Origin of the sequence: Pontibacter ruber, from assembly GCF_023630205.1 — a bacterium.
In the GTDB taxonomy this organism is placed as follows: domain Bacteria; phylum Bacteroidota; class Bacteroidia; order Cytophagales; family Hymenobacteraceae; genus Pontibacter; species Pontibacter ruber.
Map to the genome: position 1 here is coordinate 373365 of NZ_JALPRR010000003.1, position 17390 is coordinate 390754.

16 protein-coding genes are annotated in these 17390 nt (G+C 48.6%); 8 read left to right on the top strand and 8 right to left on the bottom strand.

The annotated features are described in order from the left end of the window. Positions 1–817 precede the first annotated feature (817 nt). The gene (locus tag MJ611_RS13465) at positions 818–1027 is read left to right on the top strand and encodes a heavy-metal-associated domain-containing protein (RefSeq protein WP_250430339.1); all 210 of its coding nucleotides are present in this window, start codon (positions 818–820) and stop codon (positions 1025–1027) included. A 74-nt stretch (positions 1028–1101) separates the two neighbouring features. Here the strand turns inward: MJ611_RS13465 and MJ611_RS13470 are convergent, their stop codons facing one another. Beyond that, a complete protein-coding gene (locus MJ611_RS13470) occupies positions 1102–1872 on the bottom strand; it encodes a DoxX family membrane protein (protein ID WP_250430340.1) in 771 nt (256 codons plus the stop codon). A 346-nt stretch (positions 1873–2218) separates the two neighbouring features. Between MJ611_RS13470 and mug the strand changes: the two genes are divergently transcribed. After that, positions 2219–2779, top strand: a complete 561-nt coding sequence (gene mug / locus MJ611_RS13475; protein WP_250430341.1) for a G/U mismatch-specific DNA glycosylase — start codon at positions 2219–2221, stop codon at positions 2777–2779. A 176-nt stretch (positions 2780–2955) separates the two neighbouring features. Here mug and MJ611_RS13480 read toward each other — a convergent pair whose 3' ends face one another. The 7 genes from MJ611_RS13480 to MJ611_RS13510 form a co-directional block, all read right to left on the bottom strand. Next, entirely contained in the window at positions 2956–3660 is a 705-nt protein-coding gene (locus tag MJ611_RS13480; protein WP_250430342.1) for a DUF305 domain-containing protein, read from the bottom strand. 234 nt (positions 3661–3894) lie between these two features. Continuing rightward, positions 3895–4566: a hypothetical protein gene (locus MJ611_RS13485; protein ID WP_250430343.1), complete on the bottom strand. Its 672-nt coding sequence runs from the start codon at positions 4564–4566 to the stop codon at positions 3895–3897. A gap of 247 nt (positions 4567–4813) precedes the next feature. Continuing rightward, positions 4814–6013 (bottom strand): dipeptidase, encoded by a 1200-nt coding sequence (locus MJ611_RS13490; protein WP_250430344.1) that lies wholly within the window; start codon positions 6011–6013, stop codon positions 4814–4816. 92 nt (positions 6014–6105) lie between these two features. Beyond that, positions 6106–6486: a VOC family protein gene (locus MJ611_RS13495; protein ID WP_250430345.1), complete on the bottom strand. Its 381-nt coding sequence runs from the start codon at positions 6484–6486 to the stop codon at positions 6106–6108. Positions 6487–6700: 214 nt separating this feature from the next. Continuing rightward, positions 6701–7246: a GNAT family N-acetyltransferase gene (locus MJ611_RS13500; protein WP_250430346.1), complete on the bottom strand. Its 546-nt coding sequence runs from the start codon at positions 7244–7246 to the stop codon at positions 6701–6703. Between the two features lie 76 nt (positions 7247–7322). Further along, complete coding sequence (gene arr, locus MJ611_RS13505; protein ID WP_250430347.1) at positions 7323–7766, bottom strand: NAD(+)--rifampin ADP-ribosyltransferase; 444 nt, start codon at positions 7764–7766, stop codon at positions 7323–7325. A gap of 120 nt (positions 7767–7886) precedes the next feature. After that, positions 7887–8576 (bottom strand): hypothetical protein, encoded by a 690-nt coding sequence (locus tag MJ611_RS13510; protein ID WP_250430348.1) that lies wholly within the window; start codon positions 8574–8576, stop codon positions 7887–7889. Positions 8577–8782: 206 nt separating this feature from the next. On the opposite strand from MJ611_RS13510, the gene MJ611_RS13515 reads away from it, so the two are divergent. From MJ611_RS13515 to MJ611_RS13540, 6 genes are all read left to right on the top strand, one after another. Beyond that, the gene (locus tag MJ611_RS13515; RefSeq protein ID WP_250430349.1) at positions 8783–10063 is read left to right on the top strand and encodes a serine hydrolase; all 1281 of its coding nucleotides are present in this window, start codon (positions 8783–8785) and stop codon (positions 10061–10063) included. A gap of 661 nt (positions 10064–10724) precedes the next feature. Continuing rightward, positions 10725–12071, top strand: a complete 1347-nt coding sequence (locus MJ611_RS13520) for a D-alanyl-D-alanine carboxypeptidase (protein ID WP_250430350.1) — start codon at positions 10725–10727, stop codon at positions 12069–12071. A gap of 437 nt (positions 12072–12508) precedes the next feature. Beyond that, positions 12509–13522: a dipeptide epimerase gene (locus tag MJ611_RS13525; protein ID WP_250430351.1), complete on the top strand. Its 1014-nt coding sequence runs from the start codon at positions 12509–12511 to the stop codon at positions 13520–13522. After that, positions 13522–14595: an aminotransferase class I/II-fold pyridoxal phosphate-dependent enzyme gene (locus MJ611_RS13530; protein ID WP_250430352.1), complete on the top strand. Its 1074-nt coding sequence runs from the start codon at positions 13522–13524 to the stop codon at positions 14593–14595. Before MJ611_RS13525 ends, MJ611_RS13530 begins: the two co-directional genes overlap by 1 nt. Positions 14596–14627: 32 nt before the next feature. Continuing rightward, positions 14628–15890: a DUF819 family protein gene (locus MJ611_RS13535; protein WP_250430353.1), complete on the top strand. Its 1263-nt coding sequence runs from the start codon at positions 14628–14630 to the stop codon at positions 15888–15890. A 99-nt stretch (positions 15891–15989) separates the two neighbouring features. Continuing rightward, positions 15990–17201 carry a C40 family peptidase gene (locus MJ611_RS13540; RefSeq protein ID WP_250430354.1) on the top strand — a complete coding sequence of 404 codons (1212 nt, stop codon included), beginning with the start codon at positions 15990–15992 and terminating at the stop codon, positions 17199–17201. The last annotated feature ends 189 nt before the right edge of the window (positions 17202–17390 follow it).

A 17390-nucleotide genomic window follows, 5' to 3' on the forward strand; every position in this document is an offset into this window, starting at 1 on the left:
ACTTATGTTCCCTGTAAAAACGATTCATGTATCTAAAAGGGAATGTAATTGAAGGCACTTGGAGGAGTCGGAATAAGATATTCTATTACGGCAATAACTATAAGTGAAATCGATTAGGATACTATTCATTTCATTCCCGTCACTTTCCTTAAGACCTTATGATTTCTATTTGTAGCTCGTCAGTCCCGTTGATTCGGAATTTAGCGTCTAAAATATAAGACTTGTCTATTAATAACTCCACTTGCCTCTTAAAATCCTTTTTGCCATTGTGACTGAAGTAATATTGAATATTAGAGACTGTGTAGTTGTCACTTAGACTGATTGATTCAAGCCTATTAATATTTTCTACAAAATTTTCGAAGTCGTAGGTATCCGTGCTCTTTCTGCGGTACTCCTTTGAGTAGTCCAATGAAATGGCAATGGTCTGCTTCGATTCGTCCGGCTTAATCTTGATGTCCTCGCAATATAGATTGTTAGAATAGAAACCATTTGAGCACTGGATTGACGTCAGCACTTTTCCTTTCTTTATAGGTCTAATCATGTTGTCCGGTTGATATTAATGTTGTTGGATTGCTAAAGCTGCTATTAATGATAGATAACTACTGTATAGCAGGAAAATTACTCCTGCTATACTCCAAATATAGCAGATAAAAGGAATAACACTCACTTCACTTCAGATTCAAAGAGAACAGTAAATGGATAATTTTTCTTCTTAGAAATCCTGCAACACATACCCATAATTTTGTAACACTTCCGCCCACTCCCCACACTACCTTTGTCATGTTCAAAATCAGTAAGACCAAAAGAAACATAGAACATGAAAGAGCTGCAATTCAAAACCAACATCAACTGCGGAGGCTGTGTGTCTAAAGTAACGCCGGTGCTGAATGCCACCGAAGGCGTTTGCGAATGGAACGTGGATACCACCAACCGCGACAAAGTGCTCACCGTCAAAACCGATTCCCTTTCTGCCAGCGAGGTAATTGCCACGGTAGAGCAGGCCGGCTTCAAGGCGGAGGCGCTGTAACATATAAAATAAAGCAATGCAAAAAGCCGTGCTTCCTGCAGCTGCAAGAAGCACGGCTTTTATACTTTATAGAATTAATTAAGAGTTGCAGCAGCGGTTATTTCCGGGCTTATTTTGTTTCGGGAGCCCAGGTATAAACGGTAGCAGAGCAACAAGGCTTCTATACTTACTATAGCCAAAACTGCCAGTTGCATGGCCTGGTGCAGGCCTCCGTAGGTCACCGAGATCATCCCCAGGAAGGGCAGCAAAACCAGCACCGCATCCAGCTTTGTCAGCAAACCGGAGCGCACAATCGTCAGCGCAAAACATACAAAGGCCAGCAAGGAAAACAAGGTGGTCAGGGTTATACTTACAAAGGCCATCAGCAAGGTAAGCAGGCAAAACACGATGCCTAGCCAGCTATACCTGTCCTGACCGATCGGGTCTGTTGCAGAGGGTGTAATAATGCATGCTTTGTTCTGTTGCAGCAGGAAACCGAACTTGCGGCGCTCCAGCCCGAGCAGCAACAGGTTCAGCAGGAGAAAAACAGCGTTCACATAAGGCGTGCCCTGCCACTGCATGGATACCGTAACAGCAAGTATGGCCACGTTCATCGGCACCAGCATAATAGCTCCGAGCAGGCTAAAACGCTGCGAAAGCAACAGCATGCCGCAGATAACCTGGCTAACGGCTACCACCTGCGCAAACAGGCCCAGCCCGTGCTTTGCAAGTGCTTCTTCCAGCCAGGGCGGCCCGATCAGCTGACCGAAAGCGCCATGCGTCAGTTTGCAAACGCCCGCCGAAAAGAAAATGTAGCCCAGGAACAGGCGGATCAATACGGTCAGAAGGTCTTTGTTTGAGAGCATAGGTATGTTGCGGCTAGTAATTTTATACTTATACTCTTAAATAAGAAAGCAAAATGGAACATTGAAAATGAAATATACCAACTTCCCTTTTTCACCTGCAAACCCTCAGACTGGCTCTATTACCACACCCTGTGAGTTGCACTCAGCCTATCCTGCCGGCCACCAGACAGCTTTTAACTTACAGTTTAAAAGTATAATTTGATGTAGTACCGGGCATACCCGACGCTTCCCTGGCTGTGCAATTTGGGTAAACGGAGTAGCAGGAACAATTATTCATTGTAAGTTGGTGACGTTATTATTTGCAAACAGCATAACCGAATTTTGCTGCAGGTAGTAAAAGAGAGGTATGCAAATCCTGAAAAAACCTACCGAAGACGAACTGACCGCTGCCATTGGTAAAACAATACCTGATGTGATCGCTCCAGATCTGAAGGTGTTGTTCTGCGGAATAAACCCGAGCCTGTACACAGCCGCCACAGGCCATAATTTTGCAAGACCCGGTAACCGATTCTGGCCCACACTGCACAAGGCGGGCTTCACGCCGCGCCTACTACTGCCGCACGAAGAGCAGGAACTGCTGGATCTGGGCTTCGGTATTACAAATGTGGTGGACAGGGCAACCGCCTCTGCAGCCGAATTAAATGCGGCAGAGCTGATTGAGGGCGGTATTAACTTGGTGCAGAAAGTAATTGAATACAGGCCCCAGGTACTGGCCATGTTGGGCGTGTCGGCTTACCGCGTATCGTTTGGTAAATCCAATGCCACCATCGGGCTGCAGGAACAGAATATAGGCGATACTAAACTCTGGGTGCTGCCAAACCCCAGCGGCCTGAACGCGCATTACACTCCCAGAACGCTTACAAAACTGTACAAAGAATTGAGGATTTACTTAGATGGGGGAGTATAGCTGGGTATACCTTTCGGCTGCCTTATAGAAAATGCAACGATGGCGCGGGCGTCCTTGCTCGTGCTGAACTATAGTTTGGGCCTCTGGCCCAGTTGAGTCACAGACTCAACAAATTAATAAGTCACGAATCTGGAGACTCGTGCCAGTAAAGGACTTTCTTATAAGCTAAAAGCTACTCATCTGTTCTGGTTCTCACTCAGCCAGCCTTCCAGCTCTTTTATATCTTTTCGCTGCTCATCGATTATCTGCTGTGCCAGGCTTTTCATTTCCCTGGAGCGCCCCTGTTTCAGCAGTTCTTCTGCCATGCCAATGCCGCTCTGGTGGTGTTGTATCATCATGTGGGCGTAGTTCTCATCGGTGCTGCTTCCGGTGGTTTGTCGGGGCAGGTCGCCCATCATCTTTTTCATCGGCTGCATCATTTTCATGCTGAGGGCAGTGTCGCCCTGACCCGGTTTGTTTGCGTCCAGGAAAGTCTGGAGGCGGGTAATATCCGAGTTGTTCGTGCTGATGATCTTGTCGGCGAGTTGCTTCAGGGTGTTGTCGGTGCCGTTGCCTATCTCTTCTTCCGATATCCGGATCGCGCCCTGGTGGTGCAGCTTCATCATCTGCGCAAAGTCGTAATCCGGGTCGCCGGTTATTTTTATGCCACGCATTTTCTTCATGTTTTCATGCATCAGCGGCATCATGCCTCTCGACCGCTCGGCTGCACGTCCGCCAAACTCTCCCTTCGCTTCGGCAGAAGTTTCCGCTTCGGCAGTTTCACCCTCTTTTTTGGTTTCAGCCTGCTGGTTGCATCCTGAAAACGTGAGCGCTGCCATACACGCAACGATGACCAGTCTACCCTTTATACTTCTCTTCTCCATAGCTATAGCTTTCTCCATTTAAGACTTTACCCTTTATACTTCCTGCGTTATTCATCAGCGACCTGGAATCGATAAGTGCATCCTGTTTATACGACAGGGGTAGGAGGGTGTTAAAAGTATGCGGGTGGCAAGGTTAATGCAAGCAAGGCACGGAGAGGCATGCCGATGGAAAGGACAAGGCCAGCCTGAAAGCAGAAGAGCCGCTTAAACGGGTGTTTAAGCGGCTCTTTATAGGTTGATGTCCGGGATAGCTTACGCGTGCTTCTGTAGCTTGGCAATCTGCTGGTTCAGCTCTTCGATGCGGTTCATCTCGGTCTGAAGCTCGCGTTTTACTTTAAGCTCACGCTCACGGGCGGTTTTCTTATACTCGTTGAACTCCTGGTCTATCTCGTCGTAAGCACGCTTTTTCTCGTCTGTTACACGTTTGCTGCTCTTGTAAAGCGACATGGCAACAGCCACGATAACGAGCAGAATCGCAATAACGCTAAGCGAGAAAATAACATAGAACTGCTTGTGCATGTTGATGCCCAGCACCGACAGGTTGGTTACGTCATTTATGCTTTGCTGTACTTCCTGCTCTTTCTGAGCATTGTCCTTTTTAAGCGCTTCAATCTCTTTTTTCTGCTGCTCGATCTCCTGGTTTGCTTTTACCAGGTTCTGCTCTGCGCTGTTACGGTTCTTCAGTTGCTGTTGCTCAATACCTGAAATGGTAGCCTGAACACTCTTCCAGAAATCGTTAAGTGTAGCCACATTTACTACCTTGTACTCCCTGTTTTTTTCGTTGTAAGAATTGGAGTTTTCCTTTAACTGGTTGAACTGCTTCTGCAAGGAATTAACAGCCTTATTATCTTTCGGAGCGGCTTCCTGGGCATTTGCAGTAGATACAAAAAGAACAAGAAGTAAAGGTAAAAAGAGTGCTTTCATGGTGATTATTAGTGAAATAGGTTTAGTGCCTGGTGTAACTATAAAAATAAACTGTCTAACATGGAGGAGCGTGCGGGCTTTATGCCCTTTCTCCTGTGATAACCTCTGAATATAACTTTAAAAATGATCCATTATTGTAAAAGGTTCAAAATAATTGAAACCTTATTAACATACAGCAAGTATAAGCAGCGATTTTTTCAACAGATTTCAATCCTCAAACGCAGCTTCTGGTCCGCTGAAGTATAAGTCAAATGCTTCTGCCTGAGGGCTTGCTGTTCTCTTTAAAGATCCGCAGGAAATTACCTCCCAGTATCTTCTCAACATCTGCCTGGCTGTAGCCCCTGGCCAGCAGCTCACGCGTGATCAGTGGCATGTCGGCTACGCTATCGAGTTGCTTTGGGGTGGAGGTGATGCCATCGAAATCAGAGCCCAGCCCAACATGGTCAACCCCGATCAGTTTTACGATGTGGTCCATGTGGTCGAGCAGCAGCGAAAGGGGAGGGCGCAGGGCATCCGCATCTTCCGGGTACTTGCGGGAGATGTACAGGGTAATGTCGTCGTTGTTCCATTTCTGTTGCTTCAGGGAGTCGGTTTCTGCTTTGTGGCGGGCATCAAAGGCTTTTTTGCGTGCTTCGAATTCGCTGTCGAGGAAGCCGGAGAAGAAGTTAAGGTGGATCACGCCGCCGTTCTTGCCGATCGCTTTTATCTGCTCGTCGTTCAGGTTTCGGAAGTGCGGGTTAAAGTGCTGCGCGCAGCTGTGCGACACAATCACAGGTTTTGTGGTGGTGTTGATCGCATCCCAGAAGGTTTGCTCGCCTACGTGGCTCAGGTCTACCAGCATGCCCAGTTTGTTCATGCGCTTCACTACCTTCTTGCCAAAGTTATTCAGGCCTTTTTTGGCATTGGGTACGGTACCTGATGCTTCATCTTTGGCCGAAGTGGCCCACGAGGTAGAGTTGTTCCAGGTGAGCGTCATGTAGCTGGTGCCGCGCTTGTGCAGTGCATCGAGGTACTTGAGGTTGTCTTCCATCATGTGGCCGCCTTCTACCCCGATCATGGCCGCCAGTTTGTTTTCCTGCACTGCTTTTTCGAGCTCGGCAGGCGTTTTCACCACCACCATCCGGTCGGCATTTCGGGCGGCAATGGAATACAACGAGTCGATTTGGGCATTGGCATACTTAAAGCCCCGGCCTTTGGTGTAGGTCTCGTCGCTCCACACCGAGAAAACCTGTACATCCACGCCGCCTTCTTTAAAGCGGTTTAGGTCGGAGTGTGCTTTACCGCGCAGGTCGTCTTCGAGTTTCTGACCGCGCATTACTTCTATCAGCACATCGTTGTGGGTGTCTATCACCACGGCGTTCTGGTGTACTTGTTTGTAGTCTTGTGCCTGCAACAGGGTGGCGTTCAGTACAAGAACCAGTATAGAGGCTTTGGTAAGTAGCTTCATGTATGAGTTAAATATTTTGCAGGATTTAAGTTAAGCAATTTCTGGCAGAACCTCTACTTTTTGTGCCGGAAGAGGGTTGGAACAGTTAAATCCTACTCATGTACCTGGCAGGCTTCCAGTATATTTCCGTCAGGGTCGTAGAAGAAAAAGTACGTAACATACTCGTCCCGGACGAGTTCTTCTGCCGTTACGCCTCTGGCTTGGAGCGCTTCTTTTAGAACTGCGGCATCAGGTGTCCTGAAAATAGGGTAGGAGGCTGTTTCCTTGTTTATACTTTGTTTCTGATTTGTCTGCCACAGCGTTAAACTGGTAGGCCCGTTCGTATCCAGCACCACCAGTTTCGAGGACGGATCATCCCAGACCACAGCCAGACCTAACTTTTCCTGGTACCAGTTGCTGGCAATCGATACATCACTTACCCGAACAATAACCGTGTCAATACCTTGAAGGAGTTTGTTGTTTTGATCGCTCATGGAAGTATAAAGTTTATGGTGTATGGAGTTAGTTATTTTTAAAGTTCCGGTGTGTTTTTGGGAAGATAGGTTGTAAAGTTTGGGGATTTTGAGAAGAGCGGGCATTTGAAAAGATGTATCCTCCTATTAGCTCCTTAGTTGAATTGTGGCCTTTTATACTTAGAAGATAGACTTTTCAGCCTGACATTCTTAAAGTCCCTGTGATGGACTGTTCCTATAGATACAACTGTTTGAACCGCTCCTGTGTAAGTACCCATCTTTTAACAGGTTGCTCAAAATTTATAGAACCAGGTATAGTGGTATATTCTTTTTCGAGTGTAAAGCCGGCTTTTTCCAACGCTTTGTTCGGAGCAGCATTTAGTGCATAAGGTTCGCTATACAATTTCTTTATTCGAAGATTATTGAAAAAGTAAGGAATCGTTTTCTGTATCAACTCTACTCCCAGTCCTTGTTTCCTTGTGTTTTGTTGCCATAGGTGCAAATGCATAAAAGCTTCTTCCCCGAACACAGTAGGATTTGTATTGCAGTGGCCTATAGGTTGTTCATCTAGCTCCCAAATCATACAATAAGACCTCTTTTGTTCGATAGGCGTGGAAAGTTGGCTTAAAAGCATTTGGCTCATTTGTTCCTTTGTTGGAAGCTTACTCAAGTCCACGCCCATACTTTCAAGAAATGCACCTTCAGAAGTCAGCCAATAATCCGTAATGGCTTTTATATCTGCTTCTTGTAGTTCTCTTACTGATAAATTATGCTTATTCATGTAGAGAAATTTTAAAGTCGTTTGTCCTGATTGCGACAAGCCTATCTGGCGGTTCGTTGTTATGCAAGTAACCGGATTAGTTCTCTATCTCATCCAGGCCTTGTTCCCTTAGTTTGGCTAACCCGTCTCTCATTGCCTTAACCTGCTCTGGTGCATGTCCTTGCCAGATCGTAACTTCTCCGACTACTTTTAAGGGATGGTGCGAGCGATAAGACATGGTTGGATTGCCAGGAAATTTCTTGTCGGTTAAATTCGGATCGTCTTCTATGCTGCCAGTTGGTTCTACCAGATAGATTCTTCCCTCTCCTTCGCCGGCGGCGAGTTCGGCGCCCCAGATAGCCGCGTCCAAGGTTGCTGTGAAATAAATGTGGTTTAGCTGACCGTATTGCGCGTAGTTTGAGTTAAAGCCAACCTTTAAAAGGGTACCTATTTGCAGGTTAGCCTTTGTACCATGGAAATAGGTTTGTGCAAAAGGCCTGGGTGAAGGATTGTTCTCAGTTTTGCTTGGGTCTATTGACATTTTAGTATTTGTTCTTTGTGCTGCTTTAGGAGTTAGTTTGCTTTAACCGCTAACGTACTCGTGTATACCCTGTGCGAGGCTATCAGCCGAAGCATAAGGTATAAACCTTGTTGTACAATGTTATTCTTGACTTACTGATGCTGTTATCAAACTATCAAGATTAGTAAATCGCTTTCTTAAGTTGTCAAACAGCATATCGTAGTTGCCGCTTATAGATGCAGTCTCTCGTCTGGTTTCTGCTATTTGTTTATCAATTTCTTCTTCACTTGTTCCATCTTCATATACAACATAAGAAAACATTCCACCCGCTATTCTTTGGCTACCGTTTCTTACAAGCAGCACTTCCTTTTTATGAGCTGATGCGTCAGGCTTGGGTATACCCGTTCTGACTTGTTTGATGTTTGCCTTTTTAAGCAAAGACGCTATTTCTTTAACATCTGCTGGTGATAAGGTTTCTTTCTTCTCATAGTGAACTTCCCTGTGGCTGTCACTTTGCGGAGATCCAAAGCCAAACATAATCTGGTCATCTATAACTATAATCTCGTACGAGTGCCTGTCATTAGTTGACCAGCCTTCAGTCACGAAGTAGTCAATGATGAGATTAGCATTTTCATAACCTTCAAACGGGTCTTCTGTCAGAGGCTCATACTCAACACCATTGTCTGAATAGGAGTCTTCATCCGTCATAAGATTAGTATCCACTTTATTTGAAGGTGCTGCTTCAACTTCAGTTGTTACTTCTTCTGTGGCAACTTGGCTACAGCTAAAGAGACCAATAGTGGCTATTATTAGAGTAAATACTTTTTTCATTTTTATATTGTACAACTACTGTACATAAGTCATTATGACGCTTATCTGCACTATAACTGTACCTTCTCTGGTTTGCTTCGTTTACAACCAGTACCTGTATAGCAGTTAGCTAATATAAAGATTTTCCTGTACATCGTGATCATCTGTTTGCGAAGTATAAAGTATAAGATGAGTTTAGTATCTTCAGCCACTCCTATTCTGATTATATGAAAAGAACGTTACGCTGCCTGCCACTGCTGGCCTGTTTTGTTTTACTTGCTGTACTTCCGGCCTCTGCCCAAAAGGCAAAGCAAAAAAAGCTGGTGCAGAAGATCATGAAGCGCCACTCCGGGCAGTTCCGGAAAGTGCTGGATAACCCGGACGCTTACCGCGTGCAGATCCTGTACACGCAGATAGACCGTGATGCGCAGAACATGCCAACCTTCACGTCTTACCAGTACCGCGTTAATCCGCAGGAGTATTTTTACCCGGCAAGTACTGTAAAGCTGCCTGCGTCGCTGCTGGCACTCGAGAAACTAAATGAGCTCAATATAGAAGGCCTGAACAAGTATACGCCGCTGCAGGTCGACAGCGCCTACTCCGGGCAAAGCGCCGTCCGCACCGACAGTACCTCGGAAAACCTGCTGCCCTCTGTGGCACATTACATCAAAAAGATCCTGCTCGTTAGCGACAACGATGCCTACAACCGCCTGTATGAGTTCCTGGGGCAGCAGCACCTGAACGAGACGCTGCACCGAAAAGGATTTAAAGACGTGCGGTTGCAGCACCGCTTGTCGATCTTCCTTTCGCCGGACGAGAACCGCCACACCAACCCTTTTACTTTTTACCAGGGCGATAAGATCCTGTACCGTCAGCCGCTGGTGAACAACCCAAACCCGGTGCCGCAAATAGAGGCTAAACTGGCCAAAGGCTACTACAAAGGCGATAAGCTGGTAAACGAGCCGATGGACTTTACGGCGAAGAACTATATTTCGGTAGAGGTGCTGCAGGGTATCCTGAAGAGCGTGCTGTTTCCGGAGGCAGTGCCGGCACAGCAACGTTTTAACCTTACAGACGACGATTACGCTTTCCTGTACCGGTACATGTCGATGTTGCCCCGCGAAAGCGACTACCCGAAGTATGACCCGAAAGAGTACCCGGACAGCTATGTAAAGTTCCTGATGTTTGGCGACTCCAAAGAGCGCCTGCCGGAGCACATCCGCATATTCAACAAAGTAGGTGACGCCTATGGCTTCCTGATCGACAATGCTTATGTAGTGGATTTCGAAAGCAAGGTGGAGTTCCTGCTGACTGCCGTGATCTACGTGAACGAAGACGAGATACTCAACGATGAGAAGTATAATTACGAGGACTTAGGCTTCCCGTTCATGAAAAACCTGGGACAGGCTATTTACAAGCACGAGCTTAAACGTAAGAAGAAGAACCTTCCGGATTTAAGTAAGTTTAAGCTGGATTACAGCACAAAGCAGGAGGCGAGTTCGGAGTAGGGGAGCGCTCTTCTATTGATCTTGTCATCTCGACCAGCGGGAGAGATCTGGTACGGGAAAGGTATAAACACATCCCTGCTGAGAAGAGGATTCCTGCCTTTACTTTAGTTGAGGTTATACTTTCATAGTTTCCCTTATCCAACCACCCCTGACCCCTCCTTGTCTAAGGAGGGGAGCACTGGCTGTTACTACACTTTGAAGTATGAGTTTCATCGCACAAGTATAAACACACCCCTACCCCTATTAAGGAGGGAGTTTCTGCTTTTGCTATGGGTAGGGTATAAGTTTTATAGCTGCTCTTGGTCATCCCCCTACCCCCTTCAAAGGGGGACTTGGTTCCAGTTGCATAGCCGCTAACGAAGCAGTATCGTTTCCAGTCCTTGGGTTGAGCGCCTTCTTGGTTTCCGGTGCCACGCGAGTGGCAGCCGTTAGGCAGGAAAGCTAGACAGCGCGATACCCGAGGACGAGGCCCCGCGGCCGTGAGCGCACCAATAGCAGCTATGAAACAAAGGGTAAGTAAGACTGAGGAATACAAGAAGCAACGATAGCAATGGCTTGCCAGCTACAAGTATAAACCTCAACTACAAGTAGTATAGATTTCAAGCTCCACTTTACAGGCAGCTAAATATTCACTTACTTACATCCTCCAAAAACTATACTTATGCAAAATCATACTTTCCAGTTCAGGCAGTTGCTGCTTGTCTGCTTTATACTTGTGCTTGCTGCCTGTTCCACGGCTAAAAAAACGCCTGCTATCACCGAAGTGCCGTATGGTCCGGCTGAAATCAAACGACAGGTTGCCGAATCCGAGGTGCTGAAGCAGCGGTTTGTGGGGTTTGCGCTCTACGATCCGCAACTGGGGCAGATGGTGGTGGAGCACAATGCCGATAAGTACTTTGTGCCGGCTTCCAATACCAAGCTCTTTACCTTCTATACCTGCCTTAAAATGCTGGGCGACTCCATACCGGCCCTGAAGTATGTGGCCAAAGGCGACTCGCTTTTGTTCTGGGGAACCGGCGACCCGACCTTCACGCACATGGATGTGAAGAACACCATCGCTTACGATTTCCTGAAGAACCGGAAGGAAAAGCTATACTACATCGAGGCACCTTTTGCCAGCACACCTTTTGCCACCAACTGGGGCTGGGACGATTACAACTACTATTACCAGCCGGAGCGCAGCATTTTCCCGATCCATGGCAACATCGTGAAGTTTGTGCGCAGAGACGGAGCTCCCTACACCACAACACCAGCTGTTTTCAAAAAGCATGTGCAAGCAGATACTGCCGGGTCTAAGAATTCTGATGCTTTTGTGCGTGGCTGGCGAACCAACGAGATCACGTTCTATCCGAAAGCAGCCGGTACGAGCTTTTCGCAGGAGGTGCCTTTTATTACATCGCCTGAACTGACCGTGCAACTGCTGGCCGACACGCTGAAGCGGCCGGTAAAATGGGTGAAACGCTCCATACCCCAGAACGCACAAACACTTTATGGCTTGCCTGCTGATACCGTGTACAAACGCATGCTGCAGGTAAGCGACAACCTGTTGGCCGAGCAGCTGATGGCGCTGTGTTCCGGTACGCTCTCCGATACACTTTCTGTTGAGCGCGGCATCAAACATACTTTAAACACTTACCTGGCTGACCTGCCCGACAAACCGGTGTGGATAGATGGCTCCGGGCTTTCTACCATGAACCTGTTTACGCCGCGCAGCATCATTGCCATTCTGCAGAAACTGCAGCAGGAGCGCCCGCAGGAAAGGCTGTTTCCATTGCTTGCCATCGGCGGCAGGCCGGGCACTTACCGCAACATTTACAAAGCAGAAGTGCCGTATGTTTTTGGTAAATCAGGCTCGTTGTCGCATGTAACAAATCAGAGCGGCTACATCATTACCAAAAGCGGGAAAGTGCTGCTTTATAGTTTCATGAACAACAACCACAGTGCATCTGCCTCCGAGATACGTGACGAAATGGTGCGCATCATGACCCAGGTGCACGAGCGGTATTAGCATCAGATAAACCCCTGCGTATACAAAAGCCTTCCTTAGCAGCGGAAGGCTTTTGTGTTTTATACTTTTGGGGAGTTAAGTATAGATCAGGTATAACCTGTGCCAGAACATGCTGCTTTAATGAAGGATTTGTTGTAAACCGGCAAATACTGGCAAGTAAGAAGCATGAGAGCCATACTTGTGTGCAACAGAAGCTTTAAGTACAGCTTGTTTTGATCCCTAGCGCTAAAATAAAATACTGCCCTAATTATTAGTGAGATGTTGGTGGTGTGAATTTTATACTTCCCTGTTCTTAGGCTGGTATGGGAATGATGAATCCGGAGAGATAAAAACTGCAGAAAAACGCAAAAAATGCTTAATAAAACGGAATTGTATAGTTGATATTATAAAAAAAGCATATATTCAGTTTCGAAAATAAAAACCTAGACAGATACTGTATGAAACTTACTGTTCGTTCCTTCGACCTGCCGCTTAAACATACTTTCACCATCGCCTACGACTCCCGCGATGTGCAGCCAACCCTGATCGTGGAGTTGCAGGAAGGGGAGCACAAAGGTTACGGCGAGGCCACCAGCAACCCGTACTACGGCTTCACCATCGAGAACATGACCAATGCATTGGAGCAGATCCGGGAGCAGATCGAATCAACGGAACTGAGCAGTCCCGAAGCATTCTGGGCCAAAATGCAGCCCCTGCTGGCCGACAACCCCTTTGCCCTGTGTGCCCTCGATATGGCCGCCAACGACCTGTTTGGTAAGATGAACGGAAAGCCGCTGTACCAGATCTGGGGTCTGAACGACGACCAGACGCCGCTCACCGATTATACCATCGGTATCGATACCGTAGAGAACATGGTGAAAAAACTGCAGGAGCGTCCGTGGCCAATCTACAAGATCAAGCTGGGTACGCCCAACGATGTGGAGATTGTACGGGAGCTGCGCAAGCATACCGACGCTGTGTTCCGCGTAGATGCCAACTGTGCCTGGGGTGTGGAAGAAACCATCGAAAATGCGCGTCAGCTGAAGCCGCTTGGCGTGGAGTTTATAGAACAGCCCATGCGTGCCGACGACATGGAAGGCATGAAGCAGGTATACCAGCATTCGGTGCTGCCGGTAATTGCCGATGAAAGCTGCATTACGGAAGCCGATGTGGCCAAGTGCCACGGTCATTTCCATGGCGTGAACATCAAGCTGGTAAAATGTGGCGGCCTGACGCCTGCCCGCCGCATGATCGCGGAAGCCCGCAAATTAGGCATGAAAGTGATGGTGGGCTGCATGACTGAGTCGTCGGTTGGCATTTCGGCTATCGCGCAGCTGCTGCCACTGCTGGATTACGTGGACATGGACGGCGCCCTGTTGCTGAGCAAAGACATCGCCAGCGGCGTTACCATCGATTACGGTAAAGTAAACTACGCACCAGTAAACGGAACGGGAGCCACCCTGATCGGCTAATGTCTGACCCCAACCAAGTTGTTTATACCGACCGCCTGCCGGGCCGCTCGCTGGTGCTGGATGGTGTAGAGCATTTGTTCTGTAGTGGCACGTCTTACCTGGGTATTGCCTGTAACAAACAGTTCAGGCAGTATCTGGTGGAGGGCTTTTGCTACTACGGAACTAACTACTCCAGTTCGCGCAACTCCAACCTGCAGTTGCAGGTGTTTGAGGAGGCGGAAAATTACCTGGCCGCTTACACCGGGGCAGAAGCGGCTTTAACCATGTCGTCGGGATACCTGGCGGGGCAAACGCTGGCACACAGCCTGCAGGGGAGTGGCCGGTTTATCTATGCGCCCGGCACCCATCCGGCTTTGTGGCGGAGCCCGGCAGATGCGCCCCATCCGTCGCATGATTACGATGCCTGGGTTGCCTGGCTGTTGCAGGAGACACCTGTAATGCCGGAAAAGCACCTGGTCATTGTGACGAATTCATTGGATCCCTTGCAGGCCCGCAAGTATAATTTCAGCTGGGTAAGTGCGCTGCCGCAAAACAAACAGATCACGCTCATCGTCGACGATTCGCATGGCTTTGGCGTGACAGGCCAGGATGGTGCGGGTATTTACGGACAGCTGGGTCATCTGCAGCAGGTGCGCCTGGTCGTGATCAGCTCGATGGGGAAGGCCCTGGGCATTCCGGCGGGTATTATACTGGGCGATCAGCAGTTGATCAACCGGCTGCGGGCAAGCTCTTTTTTCGGAGGCGCTTCGCCGGCCATACCGGCTTACCTGTATGCTTTTCTTCGCTCCGAAGAGGTCTTCGCGGAAGCGCGCCGGCAATTATTCCACAACATCAGCTTTTTCCGCCAACGGCTTGACCGTCCGGAATTGTTTCGCTCTTTCGCTGATTACCCGGTCTTTAGCACCGACGAGCAAGGGCTCTATACTTACCTGCTGGAGCACGGCATTATTATCTCCAGCTTCCGGTATCCGACTCCTTCCGATGAGCCCATAACACGGGTTATCCTGAGCAGCCTGCATACTTCTGAAGACCTGGAGCGACTGGCTTTGCTCATCAACAACTATAAACACTAACTTTACCAACACAACCAACTTTTTACCTTTTTATGGAGCAAGCCTCTTCACCCGCCCCCTTTATCACCAACGATGCTGTCGTACTGGGCATACTGGTTACTATACTTGCACTCGTATTTGCAACCTCTTCCAGCGACCGCCCTTTTTTCAGAAAATTCTATTCCGTAGTACCTTCTGTATTGCTGTGTTATCTTATTCCGAGCCTTTTAAACTCGTTCGGGATCATTTCAGGGGAGCATTCCGGGTTGTACCAGGTGGCTTCTCGTTACCTGTTGCCTGCCAGCCTGGTGCTGTTTACCATTTCGCTCGACCTGAAGGAGATCTGGAAGCTACGCCACAAAGCCGGACTGATGTTTATTACAGGTACTGTAGGTATCGTTATCGGTGGTCCGATTGCGATACTTATCGTTTCTACCTTTGCCCCGGGCATTGTAGGAGGGGCAGGACCTGATGCCGTGTGGCGCGGCCTGTCTACGATTGCCGGTAGCTGGATTGGCGGAGGTGCCAATCAGCTGGCGATGTACGAAGTGTTTCAGCCGAATCCGAACCTGTTCTCGGCAGTAATTGCCGTGGACGTGATCGTAGCAAATATCTGGATGGCGGTGCTCCTGTATGGGGCGGGAATATCCGAGAAAGTTGACCGGTTCTTTAAAGCCGACAGCAGTGCCGTGAATGAGCTGAAAGAGAAAGTAGAAAAGTATAGATTGAGCATCATGCGTATACCTACCCTTACCGATACCATGATGATTGTTGGTGTAGGACTGGGAATAACAGGTTTGGCACACTTCCTGGCTGATATCATTGCACCCTGGATAAAGACGAATGCGCCGCAATTGGAGCAGTATAGTTTAACTTCCGGCTTCTTCTGGCTGGTAGTGCTGGCTACTGCATTCGGTATGCTGATGTCCTTTACACGGGCGCGAAAACTGGAAGGCGTAGGCGCATCGCGCATTGGCAGCCTGTTCCTCTACATCATGGTGGCAACTATTGGTATGCAGATGGATATTGCCGCTGTGTTCAGCAATCCGGGCCTGTTCCTGGTGGGCATTATCTGGATTTCGGTACACATGACGCTGCTGCTGATTGTTGGGAAACTGGTTAAGGCACCATTCTTCTTTCTCGCAGTGGGCAGCCAGGCGAATGTAGGTGGTGCTGCCTCAGCCCCGATCGTGGCCAGCGCTTTTCATCCTGCCCTGGCACCGGTAGGTGTGCTTTTAGCAATATTTGGCTATGCTGTCGGTACCTATGGGGGTTATCTGTCGGCTCTGCTGATGCAGATGGTTGCACCAAACTAATAGCCATTCTAGTTCCCAAGTATGCACCTGCTGACTAAATGTTCATACTTGGGAATTTGGTAAAATGAATTTTTATCTTGTAAAAACGTTATTCTATAGATGAAAAAGAGTCCGTTACTTCTTCTGCTGGGTTTTCTGGTAGCCTGCTCCTCCGGTAAGACCATTTCTACAGGATCAGCACCTGCCGCGCCTGCTCCGGCTGCCTCTGCAGCACAGCCGCACATTGATGCCGTGCGCCAACAGTTTGCTCCTGACAAGCGCGTTGCCCTGTTCGATGTGAAACACGAAGGCAATGTTCTATCCGGCGAAACAAACATGCCGGAGGCCAAAGCCGCTTTACTGGAGCGTTTGCGTGCCAGCAACATCACGTTTCAGGACAGCCTGCAGGTACTGCCCGAAGCTGAACTGGGAGGCAAACACCAGGGAACCATCACCATTTCGGTAGCTAACCTGCGCTCGCAGCCAAAGCACTCTGCCGAACTGGCCACACAGGCTACCATGGGTACACCGGTGCGTGTTTGGAAGAAAGAAGACGGCTGGTACCTGGTGCAGACGCCAGATGGGTATTTGGCTTGGGTAGACTATGGTGGTCTTGCGCTGATGGACGAGGAAACCTTTAATAACTGGCAGAAAGGGGAGAAGCTGCTCTACACAAACCCATATGGCTTTGCGTATGCCGCTGCCGATGCGAAAGCTGCCACTGTTTCGGACATGGTGTACGGCGATGTGGTGGTGCTGAAAAACAAGAGCAAGAACTTCTTCGAAGTAGCTTTCCCGGATGGCCGTACGGCCTTTATACCTGCTGCTGATGCTGTCAAGTACAGCGAGTGGGTGGCGAGCCGCAAACCAACCGAGCAAAACCTGGTGGAGACAAGCAAGCGCATGCTGGGTGTGCCTTACCTGTGGGGCGGTACCTCCTTCAAAGGCGTGGATTGCAGCGGTTTTACCAAGACGGTATACTTCATGAACGGACTGGTGCTGCCACGTGATGCTTCGCAGCAAGTGCACCTGGGTGAGCTGATTGATACGCAGAATGGCTGGAATAACATGCGTCCGGGAGACCTTCTCTTCTTCGGTGTGCCTGCTAAAGACGGCAAGCCGGAGCGTGTGGTGCACGTGGGCATGTGGATAGGCGGTAACCAGGAATTCATTCACTCTGCCGGCCGCGTGAGGATCAACAGCATGAACCCGACAGCTGCTAACCACGACGCGAACGAGCTCAAACGTTTTCTTCGCGCCAAGCGCATCTCTCCGCAACAAACCCTGATCGACTTGCGTGAGAAGCCACTTTATTCTGAGATAAAACAGTAACAGAAGTGTAATTCCAAAGTATAAACCCCGCCTCCTGTAACACGCAGGGGGCGGGGTTTATACTTTTATACTTGTTTGTCTGAATCAGGATGTACTGGATGTAAAAGGATAAATAGGTTGACCTCACAGTGTCTGACAGACCTGTGAGTGTCATGGTGATTACCTGCGAAGCTGTCAGCACAGACCTCA